Origin of the sequence: Patiriisocius marinistellae, from assembly GCF_009014635.1 — a bacterium.
Lineage (GTDB): Bacteria > Bacteroidota > Bacteroidia > Flavobacteriales > Flavobacteriaceae > Patiriisocius > Patiriisocius marinistellae.
In genome coordinates, this window is record NZ_BKCF01000001.1 from 905,598 (window position 1) to 924,050 (window position 18,453).

At 32.7% G+C, this 18,453-nt stretch carries 15 protein-coding genes; 7 read left to right on the forward strand and 8 right to left on the reverse strand.

Annotated features, from left to right (window positions below):
- Positions 1-40 precede the first annotated feature (40 nt).
- The 3 genes from GB234_RS03985 to tsaB are packed head-to-tail and all read left to right on the forward strand — an operon-like array spanning position 41 to position 3,454.
- Positions 41-1,492, forward strand: a complete 1,452-nt coding sequence (locus GB234_RS03985) for a TolC family protein (protein ID WP_151893221.1) — start codon at positions 41-43, stop codon at positions 1,490-1,492.
- A 1-nt stretch (position 1,493) separates the two neighbouring features.
- Complete coding sequence (locus GB234_RS03990) at positions 1,494-2,783, forward strand: efflux RND transporter periplasmic adaptor subunit (protein WP_151893222.1); 1,290 nt, start codon at positions 1,494-1,496, stop codon at positions 2,781-2,783.
- Positions 2,783-3,454, forward strand: coding sequence for a tRNA (adenosine(37)-N6)-threonylcarbamoyltransferase complex dimerization subunit type 1 TsaB (tsaB, locus tag GB234_RS03995; protein ID WP_151893223.1), 672 nt, complete (start codon positions 2,783-2,785; stop codon positions 3,452-3,454). The genes GB234_RS03990 and tsaB overlap by 1 nt, the downstream gene beginning before the upstream one ends.
- On the opposite strand, the gene GB234_RS04000 is transcribed toward tsaB, so the two are convergent.
- Positions 3,441-4,175, reverse strand: coding sequence for a hypothetical protein (locus GB234_RS04000; protein ID WP_151893224.1), 735 nt, complete (start codon positions 4,173-4,175; stop codon positions 3,441-3,443). The genes tsaB and GB234_RS04000 overlap by 14 nt on opposite strands.
- A 115-nt stretch (positions 4,176-4,290) precedes the next feature.
- Positions 4,291-5,325 carry an endonuclease/exonuclease/phosphatase family protein gene (locus GB234_RS04005; RefSeq protein ID WP_172966836.1) on the reverse strand — a complete coding sequence of 345 codons (1,035 nt, stop codon included), beginning with the start codon at positions 5,323-5,325 and terminating at the stop codon, positions 4,291-4,293.
- A gap of 54 nt (positions 5,326-5,379) precedes the next feature.
- Between GB234_RS04005 and GB234_RS04010 the strand changes: the two genes are divergently transcribed.
- Both GB234_RS04010 and GB234_RS04015 read left to right on the forward strand, forming a co-directional pair.
- Complete coding sequence (locus tag GB234_RS04010; protein WP_151893226.1) at positions 5,380-6,603, forward strand: BaiN/RdsA family NAD(P)/FAD-dependent oxidoreductase; 1,224 nt, start codon at positions 5,380-5,382, stop codon at positions 6,601-6,603.
- A gap of 27 nt (positions 6,604-6,630) precedes the next feature.
- Positions 6,631-7,161: a DUF1697 domain-containing protein gene (locus GB234_RS04015; RefSeq protein ID WP_151893227.1), complete on the forward strand. Its 531-nt coding sequence runs from the start codon at positions 6,631-6,633 to the stop codon at positions 7,159-7,161.
- Here the strand turns inward: GB234_RS04015 and GB234_RS04020 are convergent.
- Complete coding sequence (locus GB234_RS04020; RefSeq protein ID WP_172966837.1) at positions 7,148-8,551, reverse strand: T9SS type A sorting domain-containing protein; 1,404 nt, start codon at positions 8,549-8,551, stop codon at positions 7,148-7,150. The two genes, GB234_RS04015 and GB234_RS04020, sit on opposite strands and share 14 nt — an antisense overlap.
- Before the next feature lie 130 nt (positions 8,552-8,681).
- Here GB234_RS04020 and GB234_RS04025 point away from each other — a divergent pair, with 130 nt between their 5' ends.
- Positions 8,682-9,803 (forward strand): diphosphomevalonate decarboxylase, encoded by a 1,122-nt coding sequence (locus GB234_RS04025; protein ID WP_151893229.1) that lies wholly within the window; start codon positions 8,682-8,684, stop codon positions 9,801-9,803.
- Between the two features lie 4 nt (positions 9,804-9,807).
- On the opposite strand, the gene GB234_RS04030 is transcribed toward GB234_RS04025, so the two are convergent.
- The 5 genes from GB234_RS04030 to GB234_RS04050 all read right to left on the reverse strand — a co-directional run bounded on the left by GB234_RS04030 (position 9,808) and on the right by GB234_RS04050 (position 17,341).
- Positions 9,808-13,050: a CHAT domain-containing protein gene (locus GB234_RS04030; RefSeq protein ID WP_151893230.1), complete on the reverse strand. Its 3,243-nt coding sequence runs from the start codon at positions 13,048-13,050 to the stop codon at positions 9,808-9,810.
- A 13-nt stretch (positions 13,051-13,063) separates the two neighbouring features.
- Positions 13,064-13,816 (reverse strand): tetratricopeptide repeat protein, encoded by a 753-nt coding sequence (locus GB234_RS04035; protein ID WP_151893231.1) that lies wholly within the window; start codon positions 13,814-13,816, stop codon positions 13,064-13,066.
- Between the two features lie 6 nt (positions 13,817-13,822).
- A complete protein-coding gene (locus GB234_RS04040) occupies positions 13,823-14,398 on the reverse strand; it encodes an RNA polymerase sigma factor (protein ID WP_151893232.1) in 576 nt (191 codons plus the stop codon).
- A 179-nt stretch (positions 14,399-14,577) separates the two neighbouring features.
- The gene (locus GB234_RS04045) at positions 14,578-15,780 is read right to left on the reverse strand and encodes a hypothetical protein (protein WP_151893233.1); all 1,203 of its coding nucleotides are present in this window, start codon (positions 15,778-15,780) and stop codon (positions 14,578-14,580) included.
- Positions 15,781-15,961: 181 nt separating this feature from the next.
- A complete protein-coding gene (locus GB234_RS04050) occupies positions 15,962-17,341 on the reverse strand; it encodes a T9SS type A sorting domain-containing protein (RefSeq protein ID WP_151893234.1) in 1,380 nt (459 codons plus the stop codon).
- A 171-nt stretch (positions 17,342-17,512) separates the two neighbouring features.
- Here GB234_RS04050 and GB234_RS04055 point away from each other — a divergent pair, with 171 nt between their 5' ends.
- Positions 17,513-18,451, forward strand: coding sequence for a mevalonate kinase family protein (locus tag GB234_RS04055; RefSeq protein ID WP_151893235.1), 939 nt, complete (start codon positions 17,513-17,515; stop codon positions 18,449-18,451).
- Positions 18,452-18,453: the final 2 nt, after the last annotated feature.

The window sequence follows — 18,453 nt, forward strand, 5'->3', positions numbered from 1 at the left end:
TTCAAAAATAACTAAGACAAACATTGCAATACAATCAATCATGAAAAAATCAAGAATTTTAGTGCTGCTTATTTCGATATGTACATTTTCGATACAAGCACAAGAGGCAAAGCAATGGACGCTTGCCGAATGTATTCAGCATGCACTTGACAATAATATTTCGATCCAACAAAGCGAGCTTGATGTCGAACTTTCTGAAATTGATAAACTTACAGCAATTGGTAATTTTATCCCTACACTAAACATGAGTGCAGGCCTTACAGAAAACACAGGATTGAGCTTTAATCCAGTTACAAATAATGCACAGACAACTACTTTTCTTTCTGCTACGGGGAGAATAAACGTGGGATATACATTATTTGATGGACTTGCAAACTATAGACGTGTTCAAAGAGCAGATTTATCAAAACTTGCTGCAGATTATCGTTTAGATAAAATTAAAGATGATATTGCATTATTTGTTGCAAATGGATACTTACAAGTTCTAACAAATAAAGCAAACCTAGAATCTGCTACTGCCCAAAATCTCGTTACCATAGAACAAATTGAACGTACAAATCAATTAGTTGATGCTGGTGAATTACCAAGAGGCGATTTGTTAGAAATCGAAGCTTCAAATGCGAGCGAATTACAAAATATAGCAGTGTTAGAAAATGCTGTTGTTATTTCAAGAATTAGTTTAGCACAGCTATTACTTATCGACGACTATAAAAACTTTGACGTTGTAGACGAAGGATATGATATTATCGATACTGAAATTTCAGAAAAATCTGTCGAAGAATTAATTGCTGCAGCGAAAGAGAATAGAAATGAAGTGAAAATTGCTCAAGCAAATATGGATCTCGCTGAAAAGGATTTACAAATTGCTAAAGCTGCTTATTGGCCTACCTTGAGTGCGTTTTTTGGATATGATACACGTTATACAGATGGTACCTCATTTGTACAATCTTTAGATGCAGACAACCCAGTTAGTGTAGAACAAATAGGTGTTGTTGAGAATACTGGACAAGCAGTAATTGGAGAGATTCCTAATACAGTTAATAGGCTTGTTGGTCCAGACCCGTTTTTTGATCAAATTTATCAAAATGATGGTATCTCTTATGGACTACAATTAAACATTCCAATTTTCAATGGTTTTCAAGTTAAGAGTAATGTAAAGCGAAATAAGATAAATCTACAACGTACAGAATTCTTATTAGAACAGGCTGAGCTGGATTTAGAGAGTAATGTATATCAAGCTTTTGTTGATGCTAAAGGTTCTTTAAAAGCTTATGAAGCTGCTCAAAAAGCAATTGAAAGCCAAGAATTAGCATATGAATATGCAAAAGAAAGATATGATGTGGGACTTACAAATGCATTTGATTTTAGTCAATCTAAATTGCGTTATGACAATGCTGTTATTGCTTTAAATAGAAGTAAGTATGATTACATTTTTAAAATAAAGGTGCTAGAACTCTATTTTGGGATTCCTGTAACCGAATTAAAATTTTAATATGAAGAAAAAAACGCTGTATTGGATTCTTGGAATAGTGGTTGTCGCTCTTGTAGTACTCGTAGGAGGAAAAAAAGCTGGATTATTTGGAAAGACAAATAAAGGTAAAGAAGTTGAGATTGCTAAAATCACTCCTATCGATATAATTGAAACCGTTGCTGCAACTGGAAAAATACAACCTGAGATTGAGGTTGCTTTATCTTCTGAGGTTTCGGGCGAAATCATTGAGCTACCTATCAAAGAAGGACAGCAGATAAATAAAGGAGATCTTTTAGTAAAGATTAACCCAGATTTGATTCAAGCAGCTGTAAGTCAATCTCAAGCAGGATTACAAAATGTAAGAGCACAGTTAGCACAAGCAGAAGCCTCAGAAAGAAACTCACGTAGCAATTATGATCGTAGTAAATCATTGTTTGAAAAAGGAGTTATTTCTAAGTCAGATTGGGATCGTGCCGTAGCAGAATATGAAGGAGCGCAAGCAAATGTAAAAAGTGCTTATTATAGTGTACAAAGTGCTGCAGCAAATGTTAAGCAATCTAGAGACAATCTGTCAAGAACCTCAATTTATGCTCCTATGTCTGGAACTATCTCAAGACTCGCGGTGGAACTTGGAGAGCGTGTTGTTGGTACTGCACAGATGGCGGGAACAGAGATAGTACGTGTCGCAGACCTTAAAAATATGGAGGTTGAAGTTGATGTTAATGAGAATGATATTGTTAAAGTAAATGTAGGTGACGAAACAATTGTTGAAGTGGACGCTTACCTTAAAAGAGAATTTAAAGGTATTGTTACTGAAATTGCTAACTCAGCAGAGTCTGCATTAACCGCAGACCAAGTAACAAATTTTAAAGTGAAAGTGCGCATATTGCCAGAAAGCTATGCAGATTTAGCCGAAGGTAAACCAGAAAACTATTCGCCATTTAGACCAGGGATGACAGCAACTGTGGATATAATTACAGAAAAGAAAGAAAAAATTATTGGAATCCCTATTAGTGCAGTTGTAATTAAGACAGATACTACATGTTCTAAAACTAAGAGTTCTGGTTCAAAAATAAAAAGTGTAAATGAAGAAAAATATGAAGTTGTATTTGTGAAAAGTGGTGATAAAGCAAAATTAAAAGTAATAACAACAGGAATACAAGATGACAGTAATATAGAGGTCTTATCTGGTCTCTCAGCTAACGACGAAGTAATCACAGGTCCTTATAATACAGTAACTAAACTTCTCAAATGTGACGACATGATTGACGTTCCACAAGAAGAAGAAACTAAAATAGAAACAGAAGAATAATGGCAACAATACTATGTATTGAAACAGCAACAACAAATTGCTCAGTAGCGCTTTCGGTAAACGGAAGCGTTATTGCGTTACAGGAAGACAATCCTCAAAACAAAGAAGGTAAAAAATTTTCTCATGCCGAAAAGCTACATACCTATATAGGAAATGTATTGGATAAAGCATCTATTTCAAAAAACGAAATTGACGCAATTGCAGTTAGTAAAGGACCAGGTTCTTATACAGGCTTGCGCATAGGGGTTTCGGCTGCAAAAGGACTTTGTTATTCTTTAGATGTGCCTTTAATAGCAGTATCTACATTGCAAAGTTTAGCAATGCAAGTAAATGATAATAGTACTATTGTAACAATGCTAGACGCTAGAAGAATGGAGGTTTATTCGGCAATATTTTCTTCTAATAAAGAGCTGCTTCGAGAAACAGAAGCTCAAATCATAGATGAAAATTCTTTTGAAACATATCTTTCCCTCGGAAATGTAACTTTCATTGGAGATGGCGTTGCTAAATTTAAAGAAATATGTAATCACCCAAATGCTATTTATAGACAGGATTCATTACCCTCTGCTAAAGAAATGGCACAACTAGCCGAAACAAAACATAAAAAAAACGACACCGTAGATGTCGCTTATTTTGAACCGTATTATTTAAAAGATTTTATCGCGAACTAATAGAACCATTTGTTTCTTCATAGTATCTCATAACTTTGATTAAATCTTTTTCTATATCAATATCAAGATTGTTCTTTTTCGCATATTTTTTTATCATTGATTTGTTGTCACCAAATACGTTGAATTTTTTTGATTTTGATTTTGGAAGTTGATAAAACTTTCCTGGTTTTGTGACAATATAAAATGCATTGTCATCTTTAAATTTAGCAGGAGTATCTCTTACTAAAGTATTGGCAGCTTTTTTTTCTGGAGTAAATTTTTTCTCCATTTTTTCATAAAGATCCATTTGTTGTCCTTCATGAACTACTCTAAAATAACCACCATTTTCAACTCCACCTTGATAGGGAACAAAAACATAAATGTCATTAACAATCTTAACATAAATATTAGGAGATTTTGTAAGTACTTTAGCTTTATCATCATCAGTAGTGAGCGATTCTTTTATCTCCATTTCATCTGCTATACAATTGTAACGTAAAGCAACGTTAGTGGCAAGTAAATCTCCGTCTTTATACACATTGCCATTTAAATAAGAAGGGTTGTTATAGGGTGTTCCTATGTAGCTAGCGGTATCTTTAAACTCTATTCCTTTTGCATTTCTCTTAATAAACTCGTCAATGAGAAATAAGTCGCTTGTAAATTGTTTATCCCATTTGTATTGTGCATTAGATACTCCACATACAAAGCACAATAAAAGTACTATGATTATTGATTTTTTCATAACTATATAATTTATATGTTTATGATAAAACTACCTTGCTTTTCTTCTTCTCACAAGGCAACTAAGTCGTAATTTATAAATTATAGGCATGTATTTATCAATAATAAATACAACATTAATGAGGTTGAACCATTTCTAAAATTTCTTCTACCTTTTCATTATCCTCATTCTCTAATGGCTGTGTTTTAGGTGTTTTGATTTTTTTTTTACTATGTATTTCATAGTACATGCCAAAGTGATCACTACCAAAAAAACGAGTACGTTTCATTTTTCCAACAAATAAATCCTGGGTGTGAAAAAGATGATCTAGTGGAAAACGCATAAAAAAATACTTGGCATGATATGTTGCAAAAAACCCTCTTCCCACTCTTGGGTCAATCATATTGGTCATTTTTTCAAATAACCTTGTAGTTCTGCTCCACACTACATCATTCATATCACCACAAACTACAGTAGGAATGTTGCGTTCTCTAATAATTTTTCCAGTATGCATTAGCTCAGCATCACGTTCTTTACTTGTTTCATTTTCTGTAGGGCTTGGTGGTGCTGGGTGTAAACAAGCAAAAAATACGTTAGTACTTTTATTAATTTTATAATCAAAGAAAATCGAAGGTACCCCATCTTCAATTTGTTCTTGTGTTGTAATATTAAAAAGCTCATTTTTTGAATATAGATGCATGCCGTAAAAATTATCTTTAGGAATTTTTACGGTATATGTATATCGATTTTCAATAACAGACATTGCATCTTCCCATTTTTTATCACTTTCCATAATGAGTACTAGATCTGGATCATAGTGGTCAACTTCAGCTATAAAGCGGTCATATTCATGATTAGTTTGAAGCACGTTTGCTGCTAATATTGAAACACTACCTTCGCTTTCGCCATGTTTGCTCTTTTCTTTTGTTAATGAGCTGTATTTATATACTTTTTGAAATTGGTATAATATAACAATCACTAAAAGTGACATTAAAACAATGTCAAATACCGCATTAAAATTTCCGAAGTACAACAAAAAACCTAAACAAATAAGCTCAATTGCAATAGATTGCAAACGCACAAAATCGGCAGTTCTAAAAAACCAATGGGGATTTTCCGTTGCAGGTAAGAACGGTGTGGAAATAAAAATAATACTAATGATGTAGAGCATAATCATAGGCATAAAAGTAATGCATTCTCAAATATTTATGACTAATTTTGGCAGATGCTTAACACCTTTGATGTCATAATTATAGGCGGTGGTGCCGCTGGATTTTTCACCGCTATCAATGCCGCTGAGAATAACCCAAAACTTAGTGTCGCCATTTTAGAACGTGGAAAAGACGTACTTGGAAAAGTAAAAATATCTGGAGGTGGGCGTTGCAATGTAACTCATGCCGAGTTTATTCCTAAAGACCTTTCACAGAAATATCCTCGTGGAGAAAAAGAATTGCTCGGGCCATTTCACACTTTTATGACGGGAGATACTATTGAGTGGTTTGAAAAAAGAGGGGTTGAATTAAAAATTGAAGAAGACGGGCGCATGTTTCCCGTTAGTAATAATTCGCAAACAATTATAGATTGTTTTACTTCTGAAATTTCAAGGTTAGGAATTACGTTACTCAAAAGTCAACCTGTTAAATCATTAAACAAAACTGAAAATAATTGGCAAGTTACAACTGCAACACAAACCTTTCATGCCAAGAAAATTGTCTTTGCAACTGGGAGTAACCCTAAAGTTTGGAAACTTTTAGAAGCGTTGGGACATTCAATAATTACACCAGTGCCGTCATTATTTACCTTTAATATTAAAGATGGCCGCATTGCAAAACTCCCTGGAATCGCTACAGATGTAACGGTGCAGGTGCTCTCTAGAAAGGGTAAAATAATATTAGAGAGTGAAGGACCATTACTAATAACCCATTGGGGAATGAGCGGTCCAGCAATTTTAAAACTATCTGCTTGGGGAGCACGAGTGTTAGAAGAAATGAAATATCATTTTGTTATAAAAATAAACTGGCTACACGATGCTTCGGAAATGGAACTACTTGAAAGCCTTTTAAGTTTAAAATTAGAACACCCTAAACAAACACTTTTTAAATACGCTCAATTTGAATTACCAAAACGCCTGTGGCAAAGTTTATTAAAAGCAACAGGAATTTCTGAAACCGAAATATGGGCAGATATTTCTAAAAAGAAACTTCAAAACTTAGCAAATCAATTAACCCAATCTCAATTTGAAGTAGATGGCAAAAGTACTTTCAAAGAAGAATTTGTCACTGCAGGTGGTGTTGATTTAAAAGAAGTAAATTTTAAAACCTTTGAAAGTAAAATACATCCCAATCTATTTTTTGCAGGCGAAATATTAAATATAGACGCTATTACAGGAGGATTTAATTTTCAAAATGCATGGACGGGTGGATTTATTGTTGCACAAAATATATCTTAGACAAGAAATTTTTATTTATATAAAATAATGATTTACATAGCTTTATTACGAGGTATTAATGTAGGTGGTCACAAAAAATTTCCAAAAGTGAAGCAGTTAGAAATGCTCGATACTTTAAAGTTTGAAAATCCTAAGGTTTATTTACACACGGGAAATTGGATTTTTACTTCGGAAATTTCTGTTGTTGAAGTTTCGGCTAAAATTGAAAATGCGATTCATAAAAAATATGGATGGCAAGTGCCGGTGATAGTTTTTAAAGCTTCGGAAATACTACAAATTTTTAATGCGTGTCCTTTTTCCGAAGAAATTAAAGTAAAAAGTTATTTTACATTATTAGATAGAAAACCTACTCTCGAAAATAGAACTAATTTAAATGAATACAACTATCCAGATGAGGAGTTTTATATTACAAATAACTGTATTTATTTTTACCCCGTTCACGGGGCGGGAAGGGCTAAAATGAGCAATAACTTTTTTGAAAATAAATTAAAAGTTACTGCTACTTCCCGCAATTATAAAACCATGAATAAGATTATTAAACTATCTACTCCTTTATAACCTTAAGAGTTGTTGATATACCTTCGCCTGTTTCTAAAGTTGCTAAATAGACTCCGGCATTCCCCTGAATCTCTGTGCTTATCATAGCTTTGTTTTTCCACATTTCTGTAGAAATTAGTTGTCCTAAGATATTTGTGATTGTTAATGAAATGTGTGTTTCGGGTTTTTTAAAGGCTATTGTAATATCTCCTTTTGTTGGATTAGGGTATATATTTAGTTCATTAATATTTATAACATCTGTGGTGCTTAGGACACTAGTGTAATCAAAAGTTCTAATTAAACCTTCCTCCATACCAGGTGCGCTTAATAGGCTGGACATAGCTACTGTTGCGCCATCAGGAGTCATAGAAACCACACTAGGTGTTTGTTCATCGTGTTGCCATATTTGAATTTCTGTTCCTGCTTGTTGCCACGTATTATTTATAATTTCAAAGACTTGCGCACTATTATAATCTTCAAAAAAATTATCATCAGAGGTACCTATTGCTATTTGATTTCCATTTGTTGAGGTTGCTAATGAAATTCTGTATGGATTTATATCAAAAAAATCAATTTGTTCTATAGTTTGTGTCCATGTACCATTTATAAGCTCGTATGTTGATAAAAACCCTTGATCAACACTGCCTCCTTGGTCTGCCGAAAATATAAACAGACGACTGCCATCACCAGAAAATAAAAAGTTATCTGGATAAAAATTAGTTGTAGGCGAGATGGTTTGGCCTACTTGATTCCAAGCTCCATTTATAAAATCAAACACTTTAATATCATCATTTTCATCTTCAAAAACCATAGCAATTCGTGCTCCAGAATCTGAAAGAGAGGTATCAAAGCCTGAAGGTTCAGGTAAAACCCCCATGGGTTGCCATACATTTCCGTTGAATGAAAAGACTTTTACAACCTCGGTTGATCCCGTTTGTTGAAATGGAACGGCAATTATTTGTCCGTTTGAAGAGAACTCCATTTTCAATGTTCTTGACATATTAGGAATTGTTAAATCCTGACCCAGTGGTTGCCATGTACTCCCATTATAAGTATATATTCTTAAATAATCTCTAGTACCAATGGCAATGCGATTACCATCTTGAGAAATTGCAATAGTCTCTCCAAAAAACTGTAATTCATTTTCTCCTTCTAAGATTTGTCCTAATTGTTCCCACGTTCCATTACTTTTTTCGTAAACACGAGCAGCACCAGCAAAATCGTTACCATTAATAGAGGCAAGTCTGGAGCCAAAAACCATGCGATTTCCATCAGCGCTTATTGAAACATTATTTCCTGTTCCTTCTGTATGTATGGTAGGAATAATGTTATTACCTATTTGCGTTTGGGAAAAGACAGGAATACTAATTAGAATTAGGACCATTTTTGACAGGCGTATAAGTTGTTTCATGACATAAAATATTTGATGTTTATATAAATACATCGCGCGATACAAAAAATGTCATCAAAACTTCGGAAATATATTTTCTTGTAATTTGAAGGTTACCATTTTTGTATCTTTATCGACACAAATTATACCCATGACCGAAGCACATTTTATTCCCACAACATATTCAAATACATTAAATAAAGGTACAATCTCTTGCCAATCTCCTAGTAATATTGCACTTGTAAAATACTGGGGAAAGTACGGAGAACAAATGCCTCAAAATGCTTCGGTAAGCTTTACACTCAATGCTTGTCATACAAAGACAACTATGAAATTTGAAAAGAAGCAAAATGTATCAAATTTTGATTTTGAAGTATATCTTGATGGGAAAAGAGAGCTTGGTTTTGAGCCAAAAATTTTAAAATTCTTTGAGCGTGTTGAAAAATATATACCTTTTTTAAAATCTTATTCATTTAAGATTGAAACCACTAATAGTTTTCCACATAGTAGCGGTATAGCATCATCTGCAAGTGGTATGAGTGCATTAGCCGTTTGTTTAGTCAATTTAGAAACATATTTAAGTGGTTCAGAACTTCTCAAAGGAGAACTGGAGATAAAATTGGATACGTTCAGTCTTTCAGAAAAAGCAGTTCAAAAAGCCTCTTTTTTAGCACGTTTAGGTTCAGGAAGTGCTGCTCGTAGTATTGAAGGTCCTCTTGTTGTTTGGGGTGAACATCCGCAAATTAAAGAGAGTAGTAATCTATTTGGCACTAAATATAATGGTGTAGTTCATCCAAATTTTAGTAATTATCAAGACACAATTTTATTAGTTGATAAAGGGGAAAAGCAAGTGAGTAGTACTGTGGGACATGACTTGATGCATAATCACCCCTATGCTGCAGAGCGATTTAAAGAAGCAGATTCTAATCTCTCAAAACTTATTGCAATATTTAAAAGTGGTGACATTTCAGCATTTATTAAAATAGTGGAGAGTGAGGCATTGCAATTACACGCTATGATGATGGCGAGTCAGCCTTATTTTATTTTGATGAAACCTAACACTTTAGAAATCATCAATCGTATTTGGCAGTACCGAAATGAGACAAAAAGTAATATATGTTTTACATTGGACGCTGGTGCTAACGTCCATATTCTATATCCTGAAACCGAAAAAGCACAAGTGCAAAAATTTATAAAAGTTGAATTATCTCAATTTTGTAAAAATGGAGAGTTTATTCATGACTCTGTAGGTATGGGAGCAAAAAGTTTTTAATTGCTTACTGCGTTCTTTGTGTGACAAATTTCCGAAGAAGAAAAACAATTAATAACACTATTAAGACTCCACCAATAATTATCCATAAATAGGACGGGTTTTTAAAGTCAATAGGTGTAGTGTCTCCAATTAAAACTAATCCTGCCCAATATTGTGGAGCTAATGTTCTGCCTTTTGCGTATGAAAGATAGGTTAATTTTGCTTGCTGTAATGCCATATCTTTTTTCATGCCGTCTTTTAAATTTTCATAAAAATAGCTAGTGATTTCTGCGCTAGATTTTTCGTCTATTTTCCAAAGGCTTGTTAGCATACTTTCAGCTCCAGCAAAATTAAAAGCATGTGCGAGACTAATCATTCCCTCACCAGGTTGATGGGTGGGTTTTCCAGTTTCGCAGGCGGTTAAAATAGCTAGATTAGCAGAAAGGTTACTGTCATAAATTTCAAAAGTATATAGTGAGTTTTCATTATCATCAAATGCTACATTTGAGCTTGTATTTTTTGCAAAAATTAGTCGTGATAATTCTGGATATAAGTTGTTAGATTCTGCGTGTGTACCTATATGAATAATTTTATGCTCCTTCGCATTTTTCAAGAAAACTGCCTTTGAAGCTTTTTCATTCAAAAAGGATTTTCCGCCCAATTTTTTAGAGAAATCTTTAGTTACTTGTGTTATAAATGGTTGTGGTAATAGTGTTAAATAAGCTTTGTCTTGCTGTAATGAGTCCCTAATTTTTAATTGGTAGCCGTCCTTCATTTGTGTAGTGAACTCTGGGGCAAAACCTACATAATTATCAGAAAAATAGGTTGTTGTTTTATTTTTATCAACTAATAGAGCTGAATAATTGTAAGAAATGGTGTGCTTAGCAAGCAAGCTATGTTTAGTAAAATCTGAAAAGGAAGTTATGGGAGCTGTGAGCAAAGTTTCAAAACTAAGATTATACAACACGCCATCTGGAATTATAAGGACGTTTTGTGTTTTAATTTCTTTAGAAAAAGGTGCCCAAAGATCTTGATATAAGTATTCTAATTTTTTACTCACATTAGCTATGTCCTGCCATTGCTTAGTAAGATTTGAAAGACGATTTGAAAGCTCATCTACCTGCAATGGAATTATTTTTTTTTGTGTTTCTGAAATTATAAAAACATATAATTGGTCGGCTATAAAAAAATAACGTACTAACGTAGTATTTTCAGGAATTTGGGTTTGTAAATTGTCTATGGGAATTTCCAAAGAAGCATATTTTAAATTATGATAGGACGGGTATTTAGTTTTTAATGTATCTAGAAAATTAGTCCATCGTTGTTGTGCTTCAAAATATGTTGTGATATTGAAGGCTGTGTCTCTATCTGTAAGTGAGAGGTCATTAATTAATTTTGTTTCCTTTTTTAAAATTTCAGCAGGAATTTTGTTGTATTTAACTTGTTGCTTAGTTTGTAATTGAGTTCTAATTCGCTGATATACGCTGGATTCTTGCAATGTTAAAATCTTATCGAGTAATTCTGGGGATTTAGTTTTTTTGTAAAGGGTATTGTGTAATTCTTTAGAGAGATCATTCAATTTTTTATATAATTCGAGAATTTCCGTAACACCACTTTGAGTTGTAATTGTAATTTTCCGACGTTCTAATGAGGCAACAGCTTTTTCAATTTTGCTTATTTGCTTACTAAGAAATTCTGGCGATTTGTTTTTCTCAATTTTCAAAAGAGATGCAACTTCAAAATAAATAATAGCTGGTCTCCTAAATTCAATTTGAATTGAATCCAGCCCATTGGTGGTTCCTTGTAATTTTTTAGTAATAAAATTATTTGCTTTTTGTGCCCAAATTAATGATTGTTCATATTCATTAAGTGTAAAATGAATTTCTGATAAATGCATTAATTCTCTTAAAACAATTAAATTACTGTCATCTACATTTTTTGAAACATAGTGATAGAGTGCTTTGGCTTTAGTTACAGCTTCTTCTTTGTTTTTTTGATTGGCTAAAAATAATGTGTACTGATGTAGCATTGCAGTATAGTCACGACTGTAAGATGTTTCATTAGTTTTCTGGTACAAAGAATCACTTTTTTTGTAGAATTTTTGCGCACTATTAGTGTCCATTTTTTCTTCATAAGTTTTTGCGAGCCAGAAATAAATGTTTGCCTCAACGGTAGGATAATTAGTTTTTGATTTTTTAAGATTTTTGAGAGAAATTTGAAGTGTTTTTAAAGCTTCTTCATAGTTTCCTAAGCCTATGGCTGCATTTGCAATTTTTGTAAGCATAGACACCATATTTGGATCTGATAAATCATAAACTTGCTTTTTCTTTTCGTAAGAATATAAAAGCATTTTGTGTGCACGATCGACATAGCCTATGTCGTTGTATAAAGCTGCAAGGTTTGCGATAGCACCTGCTTCAAGTCTTTTGGCCTTCTGTACAAGTATTTTGTCATCTGATTTTTCAATGATTTCTTGAAATGTTTTAATGATCTTTTTCTTCATTTCAATGGCATCATTAATTTTTCCTTGATCGTCTATTACTAATGCTAAATTAAATTGAAATGCAGCAATGTAATAAGATTTGTTATACTCTTTGAGCTCACTTTTTTTTGCAAGATCTATTGCATTTCTGTAGTATACTTCGGCACTGTCTAATTTATTTAAAGCCCAAAGTCCAGTTGCAACACCATTGTAAGCATCAGCTAATCTGTACTTGTCTGCTGTTGATGATTTTTTATAATGAAAAACAGATTTTTTTAAATTTTTAAGTGATTTTTCATCTTCGTAAAGTGCGTAATAATTACTTCCTAGTATGTAGTAAACTCTACCAAGCTCTTCATCATTTATATCACTTGTTTTTAATGCGTATTCTAATGCTAAAATAGAAGCATCTGTTGCGCCTTTATTGTCTTGCAAATCTAGATAGAGTTCATTTAAGTTTACGTAAGATTTGTAAAGCGTACGAGGATTTTTAGTGAGGTTTTTTAATTTTTCAATAAATTTAAGTGCTTCTTCTTCAGCATCTTTTGTATTAGCTTTTAATAACGTTGTTTTACCAATGTATTGTGGATAACGGTATAGAGAGTCCAAGGGGCCTTCACTAAAATAAAGAGCAATGTTTTTTTTAATGGCTTGCTCTGCAGCTTCATTTTTATCTGCAGTAAATAAAGAGTCTATTGTGGTGGTGGCAATTATCGATGTGTTTTGTGATAATGCTACAATGCTAAAGAAAATAAATAACAAACTACATTTATACCTAAGCATCATTATTTGTTTTTAATTAAGGTTTAAGAGCTTCTAGCAATTTTTTAGCATCTGGAAGGTTTGATTTTTCAAGTTCTGCGCGTGCTTTATCTACATCATTGTTTTTTAAATATGCAAGTCCTAAATAAAAATATGCATCATTTATAAATTGACTATTAGTATTCTCAATAGTTTTTTCTAATTGTAATATTGCAACTTCGGGATTGTTATTTGCAAGTTGCGCTACTCCTAAAAAGTAAGTTAACGTATCATTATTAGGTTTTTTAATAGCTAAAATTTTCCATTTTGAAATAGCCTCAGTATACTTTTCTTGTTTATAGTCAACCATAGCTTCATAAAACTCATATTGAGAGCTATTACTCATCACAGTTGGCAATCCTGGGTCAACATTAAAGTGTTTTGCAAATAATTTTTCATTTGTGCTCCCTTGATTCATAAACATAAAAATACCAATCGCTGCTACTATTGATGCTGCGATAGAAAAGGGTACAAGTCGTTTTGTTAAAGATTTGTTACTTGAAGTCTCAATTGTATTTGTTAGTGTCTTAACTGGCACTATCTCCTCATGAAAACTATTTAATTGTTCTTTTAAAACTGCACTTTCAATCCCTAGTCTCATCTCACGAACTTGATCAACTAGGTTTCTAAAAATAGGGTCATCGTTCAATTTTGTCTCAAATTCAAGTCGTTCTGCAGCGACCATCTCTTTATTAAGAAAGCGGTCAATAACAGTGAGTTGTTCTTCGGAAATGTTATTTAAATTTTTCACTCTTTTTTAATTTGGGGATAATGCTAGTTCTTTTAATTTTTGAATACAGCGGTATTTTTTATTTCGGGTGGAGGCTTCAGCAAGATTGTTTTGGGTAGAAATATCTCGCATCGATTTATTTTCAAAGTAAAACTGTTTAAGCAGTGTACGACATTCTTCTCCTAGTTTTTTAAAGGCTTCCATGGTAAGCGAGAGTTGGTGTTGTTGTTCCGTTTCCGCGAAAGCGTTACTTTCAAAATCGTCCTCGGCCTCATGTCTCGTATCATCAATAGTAGAGGTTTTTTTGAAGCGTGAAGAGCGTAATACATCTCTCCATTTATTTCTGGCAATTGTAAATAAATACCCTTGTAATGCGGTTTCTGTCTCTGGAGTAAACTTATCTGCTTTTACATTTTGATACATGGCTAAAAATGCTTCTTGAAAAACATCTTTTGCTTCTGCTATTGAGCCGCTATTTTTAAGAATATGAAGTTCCACTTTTTTATAATTGTTTTGATACAGTGATTTTAATATATTTTGGTCGTTTGACTTGATTGCGTCAACGAGTTGTAACTGTATGGAGATGTGGTTATTTTCCTTCATAAATGGTAAAGGAAAGATACCAATATTTTTAATCCAATGTGTTGTTTGTAAGATATTTCTGTTTTATCTAGAATAATTTATTTTTTAAGAAAAGACTTCCAGCTCCTCAACTGGAAGGCCTTTTCTAATCAAAAACAAACAATTATTTTTGAATGTGTTTTTGACTTTATTATTTCTGGCTAGTACCCGTCATCATTGTAATCCATTTGCTGCCAGTTGCTATTATTTGTTTCTCCGTATATATTAGGGTCATAATTGTGGTCATTACTCTGGATGTATTCATTGCTTTGATTAACCCATGTGTTATTAGCATATCCATCTACTTGATACGTAGTTCCATTTACAGTGCCTGTTTGTACTTCGTTAATACTGTTAATATATTTTGAATGCCCAGCTGAATTTGCAGCGCTACGATCCATATACCCTTTGTGGTTAATGTCGCTAATATCGCTGTAGGTTTGATGTAATTTAGTCTGGGCATCACCATAGCTTTTTATTTGCCCCATACGTGCAATATGATTTTTAGTAATTTGATCAGATTGTATACGATTTTTCTGATTTGTTATTTGCACATATTGTGGGTTTAATTTTGCGTTTTGAAGTGCATGTAAAAAGGCTGCTTTTGCTTTCTGGTATGCTTGTTTTTCTGCATCCATACCGCTGTAAGTATAGCCCCAACTTTGTCTTCCCTGCCCGTAGTTAGAAACTCTATGTTTAATAACAATAATTCCTGGTTTTCCATCTTTGTCAATCCACTCTGTTAACATAGCCTCAAAATGAGTTTGCTCTGGCATACCTTTATAAAACATGCCATCTACTTGTTTATCTTTTTGTGCAAGTGAAGGCAACGGTGTTTTGTTTATTAATTTTGCACCTTCTTTTTGAGCCATAGGCAAAAATTCCTTGTTGAAAAATTGCTCCATTGTCATTGTAGGTTTTACTTGATTCCCATTTTGTCGTATAATTTGATTATAGCTGGCATCGTTTGAATAATGAAAAAAGTTAGACATATCATTATAAATTTTTACTCCGCCAGGACCTTGAAGATAAAATTCTTTTGAATTGCGAACTGGTTGCCAAGATGAAGGAATAGGCATTGTCCCTAGACTTTGACCAGTTGAGGGATCGGTAAGCACATAATTTTTTTTACCTCCATTATTTAAATTTACAATAGATTTATTTTTAATTGTATTTGATTGTCCTTGAAACGAAGCATCTGTATGTTGATCAAAATCCTGCTCAAGATTATCTTGATTACTAAAAGCTAGTTCATCTTCATAACCATAGTTAGATTCTTGATCTGAGGTTGATGAACCTAATAAGCAAGATGTCATTGTGTTTGCGATAAGTGCTAAGAGTAAAATGTTACGTGAAGTTTTCATAATGCTATAAATTGTGGTTAATTTTTATTCTATACCACTACATCGCATTTACTTAACATATGTCATCAATTATTTTTTAATTAATTTTAAATCAATAAAAAACCCCAGTAAATACTGAGGCTGTAAGATTATTAATAATTTTAAATTCTTCAGAAATTTTAATGGATTTAAGTAATTGTTATTATTTTACAAGTAGTTTTTGAGTCGCAACAACCTTATCTCCATCTAATAATTGAACAAAATATAATCCCGGAGTTGCGTGTTCCATATTTAAAGTAGTGCTTTGTGTTGTACTTGTGTATTTGTAATTAATTCTTTTTCCCAGTACATCATAAACAACAATATTAATATTTTCACTGTTTAAAATTTCGGCGGATGCCTCAATTGTAATATTCTCATTTTGAAAAGCGGGGTTAGGGTAAAGGTTAAATTTATTCTTACTTAAAAAATTATTTGTGGAGAGTGAAATAGTTTCTACTTCTAAGATGAGGTTGTTATTATCGCAAAAAACATTAAAAACAATGTCATTAATTCCTCCATCGTTTGAGACAATTTGAGAAGGAAAATTACAACTGTTAATTCCGTTTGTAGTAGTTAAAATTGTAAATATTTGACCAGTTTCAAAACCAATTGTATCTGTAATATTAACAATAATTTCACCTTCTAAATCTACGCTACCTGTGATTTCAATGACGTCATTTTCACTTGCGTTGATATCAATATCAAGGATAGTTGCTGCCGAAGTTTTAAATACATTGATAAAATGCAATATACCTATGTTGTCAATACCAGCAGGTGAAATATGCCCTTCGTTTAAAAAAGAAGAAGTAATGTCAAAAACACCATTACCAGTTAGTATGCCATTTGTGAAATTTGAAAGTGATGCTTGAGGACTTAAAAATAGTATTTGATTGTCTTGGGTAACTTCAATAGTGCCATAATTGTTACAATCAAAAATCATATAAAATGAGCCTAAATCTCCACTGGCAGAATACTTTTTGATATTTCCATAATTATTAACTGTTGCTGCTGTAGTTCCTTCTCTAGTCATTCCTCCATTGGCAAATATTTCTATCATGCCATTTTGAGTATTATTAATTATTGTTCCATTGCCAATTTTTACTTGATTTGAATCTACAAAAAAGAGCAAATTGTAATTATTGATCGTAATATTTGAGAATAATTTTTGTTGGTTAGTTTCAAATTTAATCGTTCCTTCATTTTCAATAATTCCTCCAGAGATTGTTCCATTTCTGTATTTAAGCTGAGCTACTAATGTAATATCAAGTCCTTCTTGGAATGTTAAATTACTGCTTACAATTAATTGTGATGCGCCTTCTAAAAAAATACTATTAGCATTAGCGGCTGCAGTAATTTCAACCACAAAACCATCTGGGATTAAAACCTCGCTATTTATATCTGGAACACTTCCAGCACTCCAGTTTGATGGGGTTGACCAGTTTGTGTCTCCATTGTTTTGAGTCCAGATGTGTGATTGTGCATAACTGCTTAAAAATGTAGTAAATAGTCCTAAAAAGATGAGGTATTTAAGTGCTTTCATTCTAAATATCCTTTAATGTGTCTTAAGTTTCTAATTTATTGGAAGTTACATATTTTTAATTAATTTTAATTTCAAAAATTAACCTTTAAAAAAATTCAATTATTGAGTATCTTTGTAGTCCACGGTGGAGTTACTTAAAAAAACAGTAACTTTATAACTTAATACGTATAGATGCGCGGCCCACTTTTCTACTCAAAAATATTACTCTTTGGTGAGTATGGTATTATTAAAGACTCTAAAGGTCTTTCTATTCCATATAACTTTTACAACGGCGCTTTAAAAATTGACGAGCATGGTACGATTGCTACTATTAAATCAAATGATAGTTTGCGTCGTTTTGCTGATTATTTAGAAAATTTACAAAAAGAACAACCTTCTCTTGTAAGTTTTGAAATTGATTTCTTAAAGCAAGATGTAGAAAAAGGATTGTACTTTGATAGTAGTATTCCACAAGGTTATGGTGTAGGCAGTAGTGGCGCACTTGTCGCTGCTATTTATGATAAATATGCTGCAAATAAAATTACCGTTTTAGAGAATCTAACACGTGAAAAATTATTAGAGCTTAAAAATATCTTTGCAGAGATGGAATCTTTTTTCCATGGTAAATCTTCGGGGCTCGACCCTTTGAATAGTTACTTAAGCTTGCCTATTTTAATTAACAGCAAAGATAATATTGAAAGTGCAAATATCCCATCACAAACTGTGGATGGTAAAGGCGCTGTTTTTTTGTTAGATAGCGGTATTACAGGAGAAACTGCTCCTATGGTAAATATTTTCATGGAAAATATGAAACAAGAAGGTTTTAGAAACATGCTTAAAAACCAGTTTGTAAAACATACAGATGCTTGTGTGACAGACTTTTTAAAGGGAGATGTGAAGTCGCTCTTCGGAAATGTAAAGCAATTATCAAAAGTAGTGCTCGATAACTTTAAGCCTATGATTCCTGCAGAATTCCATAAACTGTGGAAAAAAGGTATTGATACAAATGCATATTATCTTAAATTATGTGGTTCTGGTGGTGGTGGTTACATGCTAGGCTTTACTGAAGATATTGAGCAAGCAAGAACGCAGTTAAAAGATTACAATCTAGAAGTAGTTTATAACTTTTAGAA